This window comes from Deltaproteobacteria bacterium (genome assembly GCA_003696105.1).
In the GTDB taxonomy this organism is placed as follows: domain Bacteria; phylum Myxococcota_A; class Polyangia; order Haliangiales; family J016; genus J016.
In genome coordinates, this window is record RFGE01000204.1 from 43,505 (window position 1) to 61,409 (window position 17,905).

At 75.6% G+C, this 17,905-nt stretch carries 12 protein-coding genes; 6 read left to right on the top strand and 6 right to left on the bottom strand.

What is annotated here, in order from left to right; all coding sequences use genetic code 11:
• Positions 1-127: 127 nt before the first annotated feature.
• From D6689_13715 to D6689_13735, 5 genes are all read left to right on the top strand, one after another.
• Entirely contained in the window at positions 128-1,273 is a 1,146-nt protein-coding gene (locus D6689_13715) for a hypothetical protein (protein RMH40500.1), read from the top strand.
• 101 nt (positions 1,274-1,374) lie between these two features.
• Positions 1,375-2,385, top strand: coding sequence for an ATP-binding cassette domain-containing protein (locus tag D6689_13720; GenBank protein ID RMH40513.1), 1,011 nt, complete (start codon positions 1,375-1,377; stop codon positions 2,383-2,385).
• On the top strand, positions 2,382-3,089 hold the full coding sequence (locus tag D6689_13725; protein ID RMH40501.1) for an ABC transporter: 708 nt from the start codon (positions 2,382-2,384) through the stop codon (positions 3,087-3,089). Before D6689_13720 ends, D6689_13725 begins: the two co-directional genes overlap by 4 nt.
• Before the next feature lie 5 nt (positions 3,090-3,094).
• Entirely contained in the window at positions 3,095-4,780 is a 1,686-nt protein-coding gene (locus D6689_13730) for a hypothetical protein (GenBank protein RMH40502.1), read from the top strand.
• 2 nt (positions 4,781-4,782) lie between these two features.
• On the top strand, positions 4,783-6,159 hold the full coding sequence (locus D6689_13735) for a DUF4340 domain-containing protein (GenBank protein ID RMH40503.1): 1,377 nt from the start codon (positions 4,783-4,785) through the stop codon (positions 6,157-6,159).
• A 48-nt stretch (positions 6,160-6,207) separates the two neighbouring features.
• Here D6689_13735 and rnc read toward each other — a convergent pair whose 3' ends face one another.
• A complete protein-coding gene (gene rnc / locus D6689_13740; GenBank protein ID RMH40514.1) occupies positions 6,208-7,812 on the bottom strand; it encodes a ribonuclease III in 1,605 nt (534 codons plus the stop codon).
• Between the two features lie 233 nt (positions 7,813-8,045).
• Between rnc and D6689_13745 the strand changes: the two genes are divergently transcribed.
• Entirely contained in the window at positions 8,046-13,631 is a 5,586-nt protein-coding gene (locus D6689_13745) for a GAF domain-containing protein (protein ID RMH40504.1), read from the top strand.
• Here D6689_13745 and D6689_13750 read toward each other — a convergent pair.
• The 5 genes from D6689_13750 to D6689_13770 all read right to left on the bottom strand — a co-directional run.
• Positions 13,589-14,581, bottom strand: coding sequence for a HEAT repeat domain-containing protein (locus D6689_13750; protein RMH40505.1), 993 nt, complete (start codon positions 14,579-14,581; stop codon positions 13,589-13,591). The genes D6689_13745 and D6689_13750 overlap by 43 nt on opposite strands.
• The gene (locus tag D6689_13755; GenBank protein RMH40506.1) at positions 14,578-15,060 is read right to left on the bottom strand and encodes a GNAT family N-acetyltransferase; all 483 of its coding nucleotides are present in this window, start codon (positions 15,058-15,060) and stop codon (positions 14,578-14,580) included. The genes D6689_13750 and D6689_13755 overlap by 4 nt, the downstream gene beginning before the upstream one ends.
• Entirely contained in the window at positions 15,050-16,063 is a 1,014-nt protein-coding gene (locus D6689_13760; GenBank protein ID RMH40507.1) for a D-alanine--D-alanine ligase, read from the bottom strand. Before D6689_13760 ends, D6689_13755 begins: the two co-directional genes overlap by 11 nt.
• 39 nt (positions 16,064-16,102) lie before the next feature.
• Entirely contained in the window at positions 16,103-16,864 is a 762-nt protein-coding gene (lipB, locus tag D6689_13765) for a lipoyl(octanoyl) transferase (protein RMH40508.1), read from the bottom strand.
• Positions 16,747-17,905, bottom strand: a 1,159-nt coding sequence (locus D6689_13770) for a hypothetical protein (GenBank protein RMH40509.1), incomplete at its 5' end; no start/stop codon positions are given. The genes lipB and D6689_13770, both read right to left, overlap by 118 nt.

The following is a 17,905-nucleotide window of genomic DNA, read 5'->3' on the forward strand; positions in this document are numbered from 1 at the left end:
GGCGCGGTGGACGCGCATCTACGACCACACCCTCGACGAGGCGCCGCCCGACGACACGGAGCGGCCGCTGTACCGCACGCCGGACACGTTCTTCACGGTCGAGATCCTCGCCGAGGACGACGCCGACGTGCGACTCGTGCTGCGCCTGATCGACGACCTGTACCGCGCCGACATGGCGCTGGCCCGCCACACGCTGATGGCCGCGCGGTCGGAGCTGCCGGCCGAACTCGAGGAGATGAGCTACCGGTGGCGCTCCGGGCGGATGGCGGATCTCGGCTACGTGGACTTCTACGACGCGCTCGAGGTGTTCCGCCCGCTCGAACCGACGTCGATCCGGCTCGACGAAGGCACCGCCGACGTGATCCCGCCGCCGGCGGAGGGGGACGAGGCGCTCGTGCCGCGGCGGCTGCCGGCGCCGCTGGCCGACGCGCTCGACGGCGCGCCGTTTCTCGCGCGGGCGGTCGACGCGCTCGCGGACCCGGCCGACCTCGAGCGGCTCGAAGCGGCGATGGTCGTCCTCGTCAACAAGGTGCTGAGCGCGTCGCGGGTGTCCCCGGGCGACCTCGACGCGGCGATCGCCGGCGCGCGCTGCGCCGCGGCGACGGTGTCGCTCGGGCTCGAGACGGTGGCCGGCGGCGACGTGGACCGCGCGGCGCGCGCGCTCGCGCAGGTGTCGCTCACGCGGCTACACCGCGCGGGATTCACCGTCACGCTGCGGCTCGCGCGGCTGGCGCGCGCGCTCGCCCCGCGCGCCGCGGCGGCCGACGACGACGACCGCGCGCTGCTCGGAGCGCTGCTCGCGGCGCGGCCGTGGCTGCCCGACGGCGACGGCGGCCTGCGCCCGATCGCGTCGGTCGCGGACGTGCGCGCGGCGGCCGGCGCGCTCGCGCGGCTCGCGCTGCGCATCGCGATCGCCGAGCAGGCGCTCGGGGTCGACCTGGTCGCGCTCGCCGAGGCGCCCGCCGACCGCCGCCCCGCCCTCGACGACTTCGTCCGCACCGCGCTCGCGCGCGCCCTCGCCGGCGGCGAGATCGACCCGACGCCGCTCGATGTTGCGGAAATCCCGCGCGATTTCGACCCCGACGCCCGCGCGCGCGCCCGCGCTGCGCTCGTGCGCCGGCTCGACGAAACCGGCGTGACCGCCGGCCGGGAATATCTCGACGCGCTCGTCGATTCGTGGCTCGGACAACTTCACGACCTCCTCGGCGGCGTCGAGTGGCCGCCGGACCCGCGCTTCGTCACGGGCATCTTGTTGCGCACGGCACAGAGCTGATCGAAAACCCACGACGTCGTTTCCACCGTCTCGTTCGCATCCTTGTCGACACGTCCACGGGAGAGGCTGACTTGCAGGACACCATCGCCACGCACGACATCATGATCGACGTCCAGGAGCTCACGCGCGTCTACGGCCGGGGCTTCGGCGCGCGCCCCGCGGTCGACCGAGTGACCTTCTCCGTGGCGCGCGGCGAGATCCTCGGATTCCTCGGTCCGAACGGAGCCGGCAAGTCGACCACGATGAAGATGCTCACCTGTTACCTGCCGCCCACCTCCGGTCGCGCCCGCGTCGCCGGCTACGACGTGTACGACGACCCGCTCGAGGTGCGCCGGCGCGTCGGCTACTTGCCGGAGAACACGCCGCTTTACCCGAACATGACGGTCATCGGCTACCTGCGGTTCTGCGCCCAAGTCCGCCGGATCGAGCGCCACCGGATCGACCGGCGCATCGCGGAGGTCGGCGCGACCACCGGCATCCTCGACGTGCTCGGCAAGTACATCCGCGAGCTGTCCCGCGGCTACCGCCAGCGCGTCGGGCTCACCCAGGCGCTGCTGCACGACCCCGACGTGCTGATCCTCGACGAGCCCACCAGCGGTCTCGACCCCAACCAGATCGTCGAGATCCGCGAGCTGATCCGCACGATCGGACGCGACAAGACGATCCTGCTGTCGACCCACATCCTCCCGGAAGTGCAGGCGACCTGCAACCGCGTGCTGATCATCCACGACGGGCGCATCGTCGCCGACGGCCGCCCGGACGAGTTGGTATCGCGGGAGGCGGACAACCGCTACCGCCTCGTGTTGGCGGGCGACGGCACGCCCGCCCCCGACGACGCGACGGCGGCCGTGCGCCGGCTCGACGGGGTCACCGGCGTCGACGCCCGGATGGCGACCAACGGAGAACTCGAACTGGTCATCGCCGGCGCGCGCGACGCCGACCTGCGGCTTTCGCTGTTCCGGCTCGCCGCCGACTCCGGCTGGCCGTTGGTCGAACTCGTGCGCACGGAGATGTCGCTCGAACAGGTCTTCAGCCGCCTCACCGGCGCCGGCGCGGAGCACGCCGCGGCCGGCGGGACCGAGGCGCAGGACGCGCAAGGAGCCGCCGCATGAAAACCGCCTGGATCATCTGTCGCCGCGAGCTGGGCGCGTACTTCGCGTCGCCGATGGCGTACATCATTCTCGCCGGGTTCGTCGCGTTCACCGGGTTTTTGTTCTTCAACAGCTTCTTTACGGTCAAGCAAGCCCGCCTCGACGGCCTGTTTCACGCCCTGCCGCTCGTCTACCTGTTCTTTGCGCCGGCGATGGCGATGCGACTGATCGCCGAGGAGCGGGACCTCGGCACGATCGAACTGTTGCTCACGATGCCGGTGCGCGATCGGGAGGTCGTGCTCGGCAAGTACCTCGCCGCCTTGATCATGCTGATGGTCGCGCTCGCCGCCACGCTGCCGTTCGCGTACACGGTCAGCCGCCTCGGCGATCTCGACCTCGGGCCGGTGATCGGCGGCTACCTCGGCGCGCTGTTGCTCGGCGGCCTGTACCTGGCCGCCGGCCTGCTCGCGTCGTCCGTCACGCGCGAGCAGGTCATCGCGTTCATCGTCGGGCTGATTTTGTGCTTCGCGGTCTACGCCCTCACCTGGGTCGTCGACGCCGGCACCGCGGGCGGCGGCATCGTGATGTACCTGTCGCCGGCATTCCATTTCGGCAACCTGTCGCGCGGCTACGTCGAGCTGCGCTCCGTCGTCTATTTCGTCTCGGGCATCGCGCTGTTCGTGCTGCTCGCCGTTCAGGTGCTCGAGGCCCGCAAGTGGGGGTGAGACCGATGGCCGATCTGAGGTCTTCCAAGCGCAAGACGCTCGCGAACGCCGTGGCGACCACACTGCTGGCGACCGCCGGGATCGTGCTGGTCAACGTCGCCGTGCATCGCGCGCGCGCGGGCATCGATCTGTCCGGCGAGGGGCTCACGCGCGCGTCAGAGCTGCTGGTGGCCGGCCTCGAGGAGCCGATGCAGGTCACCGCCTACTTCGGAAACATCCCGCCGGACAACCAGTTCGAGCAGCGTTACGTGGAGCAGCTTCTCGACAACTACGCGCGCGCGTCGGACGGCAAGTTCACCTGGCGCAAGGTCGACCCATTCGACCGCGGCCAGGAGTTCCAGCGGAAGCTGCGCGAGGACGAGGGCATCGACAAGTTGATGTGGTTGTCGATCGTCGACGACGCCCCGCAACAGGTTCCGGTCTACTTCCACGTGCAGTTCCGCTACCTCGACAAGTCCGAGGTGTGGGCGCCAGCGGCCAAGTTCAGCCTGCGCGGGCTCGAATACGAGTTCAGCTCGATCATCAAGAAGCTCGCCTATCCGAAAAAGAAAGTCGGCGTCACCACAGGGTTCGGTTCGCCGGCTCAGATCCCCGCGATCGAGCAACTGCTGTCGGACCTCTACGACGTCGAGACGGTCGACCTGTCGGCATCCGAGGTCGACCTGTCGCCCTACGACCTGCTCATCGTCAACGGCCCCACCCAGCCGCTCACCGAGGCGGCCAAGCTGGCGATCGACGGGCACGTGCTCGCCGGCAAGCCGACGGTGTTCCTGCTCAAGGGGATGAACTTCACGTCGCCCGGCGCGCAGCCGGGGATGCCGCAGTTCGGCGCCAACCAGCCTCTCATCGGCATGCCGGCGGACGCCGGCCTCGGCGACATGCTGCGCAAATGGGGCGTCGAGGTCGAATCCAACATCATCCTCGATCCGCAAAATGGCGCGCCGGGCCCCGTCTTCGTCGGAGAAGAGCTCCTTATGACGCGCCTGTTGTTCCCGCTCGCCGAAGCGATCGCCAACGGCGAGGGCGAGCCGCTCGAGGGCATCAGCCTGTTCCCCGTGCCGTACGCGACGACGGTCAAGCTGGTCGGCTCCGATCCCCAGATCGAAGCGATCGAACTCGCGCGCACCGCGCCGACGTCGTTCGCGCGCACCGACATCCTGCCGCTGAGCGCCGGGGCGCGCGTGGACCGCGGCGATGCGCCGAGCGGGCCGTTCACCGTCGGCGTCGCGCTGCAGGGGCGGTTCCCGTCGGCGTTCGCGAGCGCGCCGCCGGCGGCGCCCGACAGCGCGACCGGCGGCGGGGCGCCGGACGCCACGTCGTCGGACGCGGACGCCGGCGGAGCCGGCGCCGGCCCGACGCGGTCGTCGGCCAACACGCGGATGGTCGTGTTCGGCTCCGCCGACCTGGTCAACCCGACGCTGCTGAACGCCGCCAGGAACCCACTGCTTCGGGCCTTCGCCCTCGGTGCCGACGTGTTGACCGACCTCGTCGACTGGGCCGCCGCCGACCAGGCGCTCGTCGCGGCGCGCTCGCGCGGCGCGCCCCCGCCGATCAAGGAGGTCGACAAGGCGACCAAGACGCTGATCAACCTCGCCAACGTCGGCGGCAGCGCCCTCGCGATCCTGCTGGCCGGGTTCGCGGTGCGCGCGACGCAAAACCGCCGCCGCCGTAGCTTCCGCCTCGACGTGTAGCCATGCTCCAGACCCGAACCCTCGCAGCGCTCGCTTTCGTGGTCGTCGCCGGCGCCGCCGCGTGGTGGCAGCTGTCGCGGCCGGACGAACACATCGAGACCGCACCGCCGCGCGGGCCGCTGCCCGAGTTTTCCGCGGCCGACATCGACGCGATCGACATCCGCTCGCCCGAGGAGGGCAAGACGGTGTCCCTGGCCAAAGACGGCGACGGCTGGAAGGTCACCGCGCCGGTCGAGGATCGCGCCGACGCGGCGGCGGTCGACCGCGCGATCGAGCAGCTCGCCGGCGCGCGCATCGCCGACCGGCCGTCCGCGACGTCGAAGGAGTCGTGGGACAAGCTCCAGGTCGGCGACGGCGACGTGCTCACGGTGACCCTGTCGTCGTCGGGCACGCCGATCGCGACGCTGCACATCGGCAAGACCGGCCGGTTCGTCCGGATCGGCGACGCCCCCGAGGTGTACGCACTGCGCGGCGTGAGCCGGGCGATGCTCGAGCGCGGCGTGGCGCAGTGGCGCGACCGCACCGTGCTCAAGTTCGACCGCGACAAGGTCGCGACGGTGACGGCGGTGGACGCGACCGGCAAGGCGGTCGCGCGGCGCAGCGCGCCGTCGGCCGCGGCGGGCGGCGACGCGGGGCCGCCGCCGTCCAGCGACAGCGAGACGTGGACGCTCGAGGAGGGCGCGCCGATTGTCGGCACGTTCGACCCGGCCGTCCCCAAGACGATCGTGTCGCGCCTGTACCACCTGATCGCCACCGACTTCGCCGACGGCGTGTCCAAGGCGGCCGCGGGACTCGACCACCCGGCGCTCACGCTCACGGTCACCCTCGACGACGGCACCGCGCACACCCTCCTCGTCGGCGGCAAAGCCGACGACACCCACGTCTACATCGGGCGGCCGGACTCGGACCGGGTGTGGACGCTGCTGTCGTCGAGCGCCGACTCGTTCGCCAAGGGACCGGTGCAGTGGCGCGATCGGACCATCGCCAAACTGCCGGCCGCGGACGTGGCCGCGATGGACGTGCGCCACGGTGACTTCCGCATCGTCGCCCGGCGCAGCGGCGATGGGTGGACGGTCGCGCAGCCCAAGGGCGTGCAGATCGACAAGGGCAAGCTCGACTCCCTCGCCGGCGCGATGGCGTCACTCGTCGGCGCGAAGATCGCCACCGACGTGCCGCCGCGCGCCTTCGCCAGGCCGGTCGCCGTCGCGCGCTTCACCGACGAGCAGGGCAATACGATCAAGATCTCCCTCGCCGCCAAGCGCGAGGGAGACAACCTGTGGCCGGTCAAGGCGAGCACCCGCCGCGACGTCGTGCTGCTCGCCGACTACCAGGCGCGACGGTTCCTCGTCGAGCGCGACACGTACGTGGCGTCGAAGTAGCGGCGCCACGGTCGCGCGCGGGTCGCGCCGCCAGGTCGGACCGACGCGTCAGTCGCCCGCGTCGACGTTGGCGAGCGCGGCGCGCGCCGCGGCCTGCTCGGCCTCCTTCTTCGACCGCCCCTCCCCCGTCGCCAGCACCCGCCCGCGCAGCCGCACGTCCACGCGAAACGTCTTGTCGTGATCCGGCCCGCGTTCGGCGACGACCTCGTACTCGGGCGGCACCTTGAACCGCGCCTGGCTCCACTCCTGCAACCGCGTCTTGTAGTCCGGCGGCTCGGTCGCCACGGCGCCGGCGATCGCGCCGGCAAACAGCCGCGCGACGACCTCGGCCGCGCGGTCGAAGCCGCCGTCGCGGTAGATGGCGGCGACGACCGCCTCGAGCGCGTCGGCCAAAAGCGACGGCTTGTCGCGCCCGCCGCTGCGCTCCTCGCCGCGACCGAGGCGCAGGTGGTCGCCGAGTCCGAGATCGCGCGCGATCGCGGACAGCCCGGCCTCGCTCACGATCGACGCGCGCAGCATCGACAGGTCGCCCTCGTGCAGATCCGGGTGGCGCGCCATGAGCTGTTCGCCGACGACGAGATCGAGCACGGCGTCGCCGAGGAACTCGAGCCGCTCGTTGTCGCCGCCGGCGTCCGGATGCTCGTTGGCGAACGAGCGGTGCGTCACCGCCCGCACGAGCAGCGCGCGGTCGCGGAAGCGATAGCCGAGGCGCCGTTCGAGGGCGGACAGGTCGGATGCGCCGGTCACGGGGAGACTATAGCGGCTGCCGGCGCCGGCGCGCGGTGGGCTCGGCGCGCCGCGCCGCCACGCGGCGTCACCGCAGCGCGAGCCAGATCGGCACGGCGGCCGCGGCGGCGGCCAGCGCCATCCACAGCACGCCGCGCGCGAGCGCGGCCCGGTCGATGCCCGACACGATCTCCTGCAGCTCGATCTGGCGCCGCTCGAGCGTCGCGATGGTGACGGCGTGCTCGTCGGCGCCGGCCAGCCGCGGCGCGTAGCCCGGCGGCCGGTCCACGTCGATCGTCTCGCCGAGCGCCAGCAACGCGTCGTCCCGTTCGCGGTCGCAGTCGTCCATCGCGGCGCGTTCCACCTTCTGGCGGGCGCGCTCCGCCGCGATCGCGTCGGCCGCGCGCGCCGCCGCCCGGTCTTCGGCGTCGCGGGCCTCCGCGCGCCGGCGGTCGACGGCTTCGCGCTCGCCGGCCAGCTTGGCGATGCGCGGCTCGAGGTCGTCCAGTTCCGCCGCGAGCGCCGGCTCCTCGGCGGCGACCGCGTCGCGCTCGGCGCGAAGGGACGCCAGCCGCGCTTCGATCGCGCTCGGGTCTTCCCGCCGGTCGACCGCGTGGAGCCGGCGCTCCTCCCGGGCGATCCGGGCCGCGAGGTCGTCGACGGCGGCGCGCACCGCGGCCACCTGCTTGCGCACGTCGCCGGCCCGGCGTTCGAGGGGCGCGAGCTTGGCGTCGATCGCGCGCAGTTCGGTGTCGAACTGCGCGTCGCGCTCGGCGAACGCCGACCGCTCCGCGTCGCGCTCTCGCTCGATGGCGGCGATGCGCTCGTCCGCAGCGGCGACCGCACCGGCGTGGCGCGACCGCCGCTCCTCGATTGCCGCGAGCGCGTCGCGCGCGCGGGCGACCGCGTCGAACTCGGCGTCCGCATCGGCGATCGCGTGCCGCGCGACCGCGATCAACCGCTCGTTGCGGGCGGCGCGCTCGGCGGCGAGCTGCGCGTCGATGCGCGCGAGCTCGCGCCGCGCGCGCGCGACCCCGAACAGGGCGGAAAACACGTAGCGGACATCGCCGAACGCCCCCCGCTCGCGCGGCAGTTGCGCGACGTCGCGCGCGCGCTGGCCGCTGCGCGACCGCGGCGGCGCGACCGATCCCGGCAGGTCGATGTGCGCGACGGTGGCATCCGCCTCGGTGTCCGACCGCGGCGGCGCGACGGCGGTCGCCGCGCGCGAGTCGGCTCGGCCGGACGCGAGCGCGTCGCCGCCGACCGCGGTCGGCGCGCGCGTGTCGATGCGCCCTGCCTCCGGCTCCCGCCGGCCGGCTGGCGCACCGCCCGGGGCCGGCGGCGGTGCCCCGCTCGCGCCGTTCGCCCGCCCGGAGGGTGCCCGCGGCGGCGGGGGCGGGCCGCTCGCGCGGTTCGCCCGCCCAGAGGGAGCCGGCGGCGGTGGAGGCGGCGGTGCCCCGCTCGCGCGGTTCGCCCGCCCCGGCGCGGTGCCGGCGGCGGCCGGCGGCGGCGCCGCTGCCCGCCCTGCCGGGCCTCCGGAGTCGCCCGGCGCATCCTTTGGCTCCGCGCCGCCCGGCGCGGGTTCCACGCGCCAGCCGTCCGCCAGCTCGTCGATCCGCGCGCGGGTGTCGTCGCCGATGCGCCGGCCGCCCCGCGGGCTTGGTCGCCGGGTGTCCGCCATCGGGCCGCAACCTACCACGCGGCGCCCAGTCCCGGCAGATTCAACGATTTTTCCCTCTGCCATTTTTGTTGCCGATATACTGCCAACAAAGATGCCGCACCCCCGCTTCAACGATCGCTATCGGGCCGTCCGCCCGCTCGGGAGCGGCACCCAGGCGCGCGTGTGGCTCGTGGAGGATCGCGCCCGCGGCGGCGCCCTGCGCGCGGCCAAGCGTCTCGGTGAGGCGGGCGACGCCGCCGCGCGCGCGCGGCTCGCCGCCGAGTTTCGCCGCCTCGCGGCGCTCGACCACCCGAACCTCGTCCGCGCCTGCGAACTCGATGCGGCCGACGACGGCGCGCTGTTCTTTACGGCCGAATACGTCGACGGCGCCGTATCGACCGCGTGGATCGCGGCGCGTCCCGACCGCGTCGAGGCCGTGCTCGACGTGGCGGTCGACGTCGCCGCGGCGCTGTCCCACGTCCACCGCGCCGGCCTGGTTCACCGCGACGTGAAACCGGCCAACGTGCTGGTGCGCGCGACCGGCGAGGCCGTGCTCATCGACCTCGGGCTGGCGGCCGCGCCCGGCCGCCACGCCGCGGCGGCCGGCAGCCTCGCGTACATGGCGCCCGAGGCGCTGGCGGGCGCCGCCGACCCGCGTTCGGATCTGTTTTCGCTCGGCGCGGCGATCTACGAGTGGACGGCGGGCCGGCGACCGTTCGCCGGCGACGATCCCGCGGCGATCGTGCGCGCCATCTGCGACGGCGCCGCGCCGCCCCTGGCGGACGCCGCGGGAGCGCCGATTCCCCTGTCGGACGTGGTCGCGCGGCTGCTCGCGCCCGACCCGGCCGCGCGGCCGCCGTCGGCCGCGGCGCTGCTCGGCGAACTGTCGCGCGTGCGCGAGAGCCTCGGCCTGCCGGCGCGCGCGCGCGACGCCGCCGCCGGACTGCTGGCGCCCGCGCTGTGCGGCCGCGACGCCGCCGTCGCCGCGATCGCCGCCGCGCTCGCCACCGGCGCACCGCGCGCGGTCCGCGTGATCGGGCCGCCCGGCGCCGGCCGCGGCGCCGCGATCGACGCCGCGCTGCGCCGGTTTCAGCTCGCGGTCGCGGCGGGCCGAGCGCCGGCTCGCACGGTCGGCCGCGGCGCGCTGGACGACGCGCTCCGATCGCTCGGCGTCGCGCCTCCCGCGGCCGGCGCGAGCGTCGCGGCGTGGGCGGAGCGCGCGGCCCGCGCGCTGGCCGAACGGGCGCGCGCGGGCGCCGTGGCGGTCGTCGTCGACGACGACCGGGACGACCCGCGCGCCGCCGCGCTCGCGGCGGCCCTCGGCGCCGGGGCGGCCGCCGCGGCGGACATCGTCGCCGTGGTGCGCGTCGACGCCGAGATCGACGCCGTGCGCGCGCCGCCGGGTGTAACCGACGTGGCGGTCGGGCCGCTGTCGCCGGCGGAGGTCGCCGCGGTCGCCGCATCCATGGTCGGCCGTCCCGTGGCCGGCGACTGGGCCGCCGCCGTGGCGCGCGCGACCGGCGGCCTGCCGCGCGCGGTCGTCGAAGTCGTGCGGGCCGCCGCCGCCGACGCAGGCGTCGCCGCCGTCGAGCGCGCCGATCCGGTCGCGCTGGTCGGAGCGTTCGATGCGACCGAAACCAACGACAGCGCGACCGCGCTGTACGTCCGGCGGGTGCGGCTGCTGGCCGCCGACGACGCCGCGCTGATCGAAGCGCTCGCCGTGCTCGGCGGCCGCGCGGCGCTCACCGAGGTCTCGGCGGTCGCCGGCCAGCCGGCCGGCGCGACCGCGGATCGCGCGCTCGCGCTGGCCGCGCGCGGGTTCGTGTCCGTCGGCGCCGACGGCGGCGCCGGCACGCTCGCGCTGCCGTCGACCGCGCACGCGGACGCGGTCGCCGCCGCGATGCCGGCCCCGCGCGCCGCCGCGCTCCACCGCACCGCCCTCCGCCTGCCGGGGCTGGACGCCGAGCGCCGAGCGCGCCACCTGTGCGCGGTCGGCCCCGCCGCCGCCGCGGTGGACGCCTGCCTGGCGGCGGCGGCGGCAGCCGAGGCGACCGGGCGAGCGCCGGCCGCGTTCGACTGGACCCGGCGGGCGGCCGAGCGCGCCTCCGGCCGGGTGGCGTCGCAGGTGGCCGCCGCGCTGGCCGAGCGCGCGCTGGCCGTCGCGCGCTACGACGACGCGGTCGCCGCGGCGCAACGCGCGGCCCGGTCGCGCGATCCGGCGTGCCGCCGGCGCGGCGCGCTGGCCCTGGCGCGCGCGCTGCAAAAGCGCGGCGACCTCGCGGCAGCCGAGCGCGCGCTCGAACGGCTGCGCGCGCGCGACGGAGGCGAGGACGTCGCCGCCGCCTACGCGCGCGTGCTCGTCGCGCGGGGCCGCTACGCCGACGCCGAGGCGGTCGCCGGCCGGCCGGAGGACGAGCCGCCGGCCGGCGGTCCGGTGTCCGCCGCGCGCGCCGCGCGGCTCGAGGCGGCGGGCCTCGCGCGCCTGTACCGCGGCGACCTGGCCGGCGCGAACGCCGCGTTCGCCCGCCTGGAGTCGGCCGCGCGCGCCGCGGACGACCCGGCGCTGCTCGGCCGCGCGCTCGCGCTGCTCGGCATGGTCGCGCACACCGCCGGCGAGGTCGCCGTCGCCGCGGAGCGCTACGCGGCGGCGCACGCGCACGCGCAGGCGGCCGGCGATCCGCACGCCGCCGCCGTCTACGCGCTCAACCGTGCGGCGGCCGCGTCGGCCCAGGGGCGGCACGCGGACGCGGTCGCCGCGATCGACGCGGCGCTCGTTCAGCTGCGCCGGCTCGACGCGCACGCCGAGGTGGCCGCGGCCACCTACAACCGCGGGGTGTCGCTGCTCGCGCTCGGCAAGGTCGACGAGGCGCGGCGCGCGGCCGACCGTGCGCTGGCCGACGCGCGCGCCCACGGCGCCCCCGAGGTGCAGGCATTCGCGCAGCTGCTCGCCGGCGACGTGGCGCGGCGCGCAGGCGACGCCGCCGGCGCGCGGGCGCACTACGAAGCGGCCGCCGCGGCGGCGGACGCGCACGGTCCGGCGCGCGCGCGGGTGCTCGCCCTGGCCGCGCTCGGCGTCGCGCTGGCGGAGGCCGGCGACCCGCGCGCCGGCGCGCGACTCGACGCCGCCGCGGCGGCGGCCGCTTCCGACGAGGACCGCGACGAGATCGCGGTGGCGCGCGCCCGCGCGGCGCTCGCGGCCGGAGTCGCCGGTCCCGACGTCGCCGCCGCCGTCGACGCGGCGCGCGCCCGGCTGCGCGCGCGGGGCCGCGCCGACCTCGCGTGGCGGGCCGACGCGCTCGCGGCGCGCCTGCACCTGGCCGCCGGCGACCGCGGCGCCGCCGGCGCCGCGCTGGCCGACGCGCGCCGCGCGTTCGACGCGATCGTGGCGGCCACGCCCGCGGTCCACCGCGACGGCGTCCGCTCCGACCCGGACGCAGCCCTGATCGGCGCGACCGAAGCGGCGCTGCGCGCGGTCGCCGCCCCCGCCGCGGGCGGCGCGGCCGACGCGGACGCAGCCCGGCTGCGGCGGCTGCTCGCGCTCAGCCGACGGCTCAACTCCGAGCAGCGCCTCGAACCGCTGCTGGACGACGTGATCGACTCGTTGATCGAGGTCACCGACGCCGAACGGGGCTTCTTGCTGCTCGAGCGCGACGGCGCGCTCGAGGTGGTCGTCGCGCGCAACTTCGACCACAGCCCGGTGGCGACCGAGACCGTGCAAGTGAGCCGGTCGATCGCCGAGCGCGCCGCCCGCACCGGCGAACCCGTTCTCACCGTCGACGCCGCGTTCGACGATCGGTTCGGCGAAGCGGCGTCGGTCGCGGCGCTGCGGTTGCGGTCGGTGCTCGCCGTACCGCTGCGCTGCAAGGGGCGCATCATCGGCACCGTGTACCTCGATCACCGCTTCCGCCGCGGCGCGTTCACGGAGCAGGCGATCGATCTCGTGTTCGAGCTGGCCGACATCGCGGCGGTCGCGATCGAAAACGCGCGCCTCGCCGACGAAAACCGCCGGCGCGCCGAACAGATCGCCGAACTCAACGCGCGCCTCGAGGCCGACATCGTGCGCGCGCGCGCCGAGCTCGCGAGCGCGCGCGCCAGGCTCGGCGACGCCCGCTTGCGCCACGACTACACCGCAATCGTCGGTCGCTCCCCGGCGATGGTGCGGATGCTCGAGATCGTGGACCGCGCAACCGAGACGAGCTTGCCGGTGGTGCTGTTCGGCGAAAGCGGCACCGGCAAGGAGCTGGTCGCCCGCGCGCTGCACGACAACGGCCCGCGCGCCGGCCGGCCGTTCGTCGCAGTCAACTGCGGCGCCGTGCCGGCGGAACTGCTCGAGTCCGAGCTCTTCGGCCACGTGCGCGGCGCGTTCACCGGCGCCGACCGCGACCGCCCGGGCCTGTTCGAGATCGCCGACGGCGGCACGCTGTTTCTCGACGAAGTGGCCGACACCAGCCCGGCGATGCAAGCCAAGCTGTTGCGCGTGTTGCAGGAGGGCGAACTGCGCCGGGTCGGCGATGCGCGCACGCGCACCGTGGACGTGCGAATCGTGGCCGCGTCCAACCGCGACCTGCGCGCGCTGGTCGACGAGGGCCGGTTCCGCGAGGACCTGTTTTACCGGCTCAATGTCATCTCGGTGCGCATCCCGCCGCTGCGCGAACGGGTCGAGGACATCCCCGACCTGTGCCGCGCCCTGCTCGCCCGCGTCGCTCCCGATCCGGCGCGGCCGCCGCGCCTCGACCGCGCGGCGCTGAAGCGGCTGTGCGCCTACGCGTGGCCCGGCAACGTCCGCGAGCTCGAGAACGAGCTGGCGCGCGCCGCGGCGCTCGCGGGCGACGTCATCGGCGTCGCGGATCTGTCGCCGGCGATCGCGCACGCCGACCCGGCGGCGCGACCGCCGTCGCCCGACGACCTCCGCCTGCGACCGCGGGTCGAGGCGCTCGAGCGCGCGCTGATCGAGGAGGCGATGGCCCGTTGTCACGGCAACCAAACCGCGGCCGCCAAGCTGCTCGGCCTGAGCCGCTACGGCCTGCAGAAGAAGCTCAAACGCTACGGGCTCGGCTCGCCGGGTGCGCGAGATGCCGCGGTCTGAGCCGTCCGCCGGCGCAGCCGCGCCAGCGCCCGCTCGGCTTGCGCGCGGATGTCGTCGTCCGGGTGGCCGGTGGCGACGAACTCGAGATAGGCGTGCGCCTCGTCGCCGCCGAGCGCGGCGACCGCGTCGATCACGCGGCGCATCAGCGCGTAGTCCTGGAACTCGGCCAGCCGCGTGAGCGGCCGCACCGCGCGCGGATCGCCGATCGCCAACAGCGCGCCGATCGCGGCGTCCCGCTCCGCCTCGTCGGTCGCCGACAGCCTGGCTACGGCCGCGTCGAACGCCGCCGCGATGCGGCGGTGGCCGACCACCAGCAGTGCCCACGTGCGCAGGTCCGAGTCGGGCGCGGCGAGCGCCGCGACGGCGGCGGCCGGCGGCCCGACGCGAACGCGCTCCTTTTCGATCAGTCCCGCCACGGCGTCGTCGATCGCGCGGTCGACGTGCTCGGTGAGCGCGGCGGCGACGTCGCCGTCGCCGGGCACGTAGCTGCGCTCGGCCAGCGCGTTCATCGACGGCGCGAGGGAATCGCGGCCGTCGCGGAAATCGACGCGCAGTTCGATCATCGCCAGCAGCGCCGGCGCGCCGTTGGTCCCCTCCGGCAGCTCGGCGTAGCCGATCGTCGCCGTCACGTCCGCCGGCCGCACGTCGAATCCGGCGCCCGGCTCCCCCGCGCCGAGGAACCAGCCCGACGCGGCCAGCGCCGCGGCGATGCGGTCGCGCACCCGGTCGGCGTCGATCGCGTGGCGGCGTCCCGAGGTCGGATCGACCACGCGCACGGCGACGCGCTGCACGCGGATCCGCTCGGGGAGCGACCGCGCACCCGCGTCCGGCGCGGTCGACACGGTCGCCGGCGACTCGGACTCCCTCGACGGCGCCGGCGACGACCGCCGGCACCCGGCGGCGGCGAGCGCGGCGAGCGCGGCGAGCGCGGCGAGCGCGGGTCGAGTCATAGACGCTTGTAAAAGGTTACCAGAGCGTCACCCGGCTTGTAGAAGTCCGGGATGCGGGCCACTTCCCGGTACCCGTGGCGCTCGTAGACGCGCCGCGCCGCGCCGTAGCTTTCGAGCTGGGACGTCTCGATGCGCACGCCGGTGGCCCCGCGCGCGCGCAGGTCGCGCTCCATCTCGTCGATCAGGGCGCGCGCCACGCCGCGGCCCCGCGCGTCCCGGTGGACGACCAGCCAGTACAGGTCGAAGCTCGAGCGCGTCATCGGCGTCGGCCCGTAGCAGATGTAGCCGGCGATGCGCCCCGGCGCATCGGGCGCCACGGCGACGCGAAACCAGTAGTCCGAGTCGGCGCGGGCCAGCGCGTCGTCGATGAGTTCGAGCGCGACCGCGATCTCCTCGGCGGTGAAGGTGTCGTCGCTGCGCAGCGCCGCCTCGAGCAGCGGCCGATCGGTCGGACGCAGGCCGCGGAGTTCAACGGTCATAGCGACTCCACGCCGCCCGGCAGATCGCGTCGACGAGCTGGGGGTAGTCCATGCCGGCGGCGCGGGCGGCGCGCGCGTAGCCGGCGTCCGGCGAGATGTCGCAGTTCGGGTTGACGTCGATCACCCACGGGCGCCCGGCTGCGTCCACGCGCATGTCGACGCGGCCGTAGTCGCGCAAGTCGAGGGCGCGATACGCGGCCAGCGCGGTCGCCTCGATCGCGCGCGCGAGTTCCGGGGCGACGCCGGTCATCGGCACCGGCTTGGTGCCCATATAATCGACGTGGGTCTCGTCCCACTTGGCCGCATACGTGACGATGTGCGGCCGACCTGGCGGCATCTGCCCGAAGTCGATCTCGTGCAGCGGCAGCACGCGCGCGCCGTCGCCGCTTCCGAGCACGGTGGCGTTGACCTCGCGGCCGTCGATGTACGCCTCCGCGATCACCGGCTGGCGGTACCGGTCCCACAGCGCGGCCACACGCCGGGCCAGCGCGGCGGCGTCGCGGCACACGTTGGTCTCGTCGATGCCGATCGACGCGTCCTCGTGCGCGAGCTTGACGAACACCGGGAACGCGAGGTCGAACGCATCCAGGTCCGCCGGCCGCGCGAGCACGCGGTGCGGCGGCGTCGGAACGCCGCGCGCCGCGAGCACGTCCTTGGCGCGGTCCTTGTGCAGGCACGACAGCAGCGCGAGCGGGCCCGCGCCGGTGTACCGCAGGCGGAGCATGTCGAGCAGCGCGGGCGCGACGACCTCGTTGCGCACGTCCTCGCACAGCGATTCGCACAGGTTGAACACCAGGTCCGGCGGGTCCGCCCGCATCGCCGCGAGCAGATCCATGATGTCCGGTCCCTCGGCGCCGACCAGCTCCGACTCGTAGCCGGCAGCGCGCAACGCGTCGCGCACGGCGAGCGCCGACGCCCGCACCGCGCTCACGTCGACGCCTTCGTCGCGGCACAGCTGGTCGTCCCAGTCGCAGTTGTAGAGCACGGTCACCCGGCGAGACATGCGCGACGAGCGTACGCGATGCGTCTGACGACCGGCCTGTTACGAGACGACCGCGCGCGCGACGATCGGGCCGGCCACCTCGGCCACCTCGGCGACGGAGGCGGGCGCGCGGCCCGGCGGCGCGCGGTCCGCGAGCGACACCTGGCGCGCGCCGCGCAACCCGCACGGGACGATCAGCGACCATGCGTCCGGCGGCGTCGCGACGTTGAACGCCCAGCCGTGCGACGTGACGCCGCGGCGCAGATGAATGCCGCACGCGGCGAGCTTCGCGTCGCCGATCCACAGCCCGGCCGGGTCGCGCCGCCACGCCGCCCCGTGGACGCCGTAGTGGGCGGCCACCTCCGCGAGCGCCCGGGCGACGCTCTCGAGGAATGCGACGACGCCGCGGCGCAGGCGGACGACCGGGTAGACCATCAGCTGGCCCGGCCCGTGATAGGTCACGTCGCCGCCGCGGCGGGTGCGGACGACCGGAATCCCGCGCCGGGCGAGCTCCGCCTCGCCGGCGACGACGTGCGCCGGATCGGCCGACCGGCCGAGGGTGATGACCGGATCGTGTTCGAGCAGCAGGACCACCTCGGCCTCCGGGTCGCCGGCCAGCACGCGATCGCGGTAGCCCTCCTGCAGCCGCCGGGCGGTCGCGTAGTCGACGCGGCCGAGCCACCTCCAGCGGACCGTCGGCGAACTCACGACTCGTCCGCCACCTCGGCGAAGAACCCGGGGTCGAGGTAGACGATCGGCGCCGCGTGTACGGTGACGCCGACGCCGCAGGCGACCAGCTGCGCCGCGAACGCGTCGCCGCACAGGGTCTCGATCCGCGGTCCGTCCGCGTCGAGTTCGTCGTCGGCCTCCGCCGACAGCGCCACCGGTGCCAGCAGCAGCCCGGCGTCGAGCCCCTTGGCCTCCACGCCGGCGCGCAGCTCGCCGACGCCGCGCCGGTCGACCGGCTTGGGACCGATGCGGACGCCGATCAGCCATGCGTCGCCGTCGGCGGCCTCCGCGGTGACGTAGCTCGATCGATCGATGCGCTTGATCCAGCGAAGCCGCCGCCAGCCGGCCGCCCGCAAGTACACGGCGGCGACGCGCTCGAGCGCCGGCAGCGGCAGCCGCGCGAGCCGGTCGGCGAGCGCGGCGCGCGTCGCGGCGGCGGCCGCCGCGAGCGCGTCTTCCAGCGCGCGCTCCGCGTCGGCGAGCGCCGCCGGCAACGCGCGATCGGCGAGCGCGACGCGGTCCGCGCCGAGGAAGACGACGCGCGGCCGCAGTCCGCGGGCGCGGCGAACCGCCGCGTCGTGGCGCAGCGCCGCGGCGATCGCGCGCGCCGGCTTCGGCGGGGCGGACGCCGTCCAGCCGCGGCCCGCCATCGAATCGACGAGCTGGCGCAACGACAGCGACCGGTCGTCGCGCGCGCGCAGCACCGCGACCGCGGCATCGAGGAGATCCTCCGGCGGCTCCACCGGCGCGCGCGCCGGCTCCCCGGACGCGGCGCCGCCCGCGGACTTCGCGGCGGCGCGCCCGCCGGCGTCGGCGCCGCGGCGCTTGGTTCCGCGCGCCCGCTCGCGGCGGTCGCGGTCTCCGCGGCGCCGGCCCCGCTTCGGGACGATCTCGGGCCGCAACGGCCGGTCCTCGTCCGCGGTGAGTTCGTCGCGATACTCGCGGTAGGCGGAGCCGACCTCGCCGGCCGCCAGCTCGTCGCCGTAGACCTCGGCGAGAGCGCGCTCCTCCGGGCTGAGCGCGGCGGACGTGACCGGCGCGTCGGCCGCCGCCTCGCGGTCGCCGCCGGCCGGCACCGGCGGCGCACCCGGATCGGGGCGCGCCGGCGCCGGCGCGGCCGCGGGCGCCGCGCGC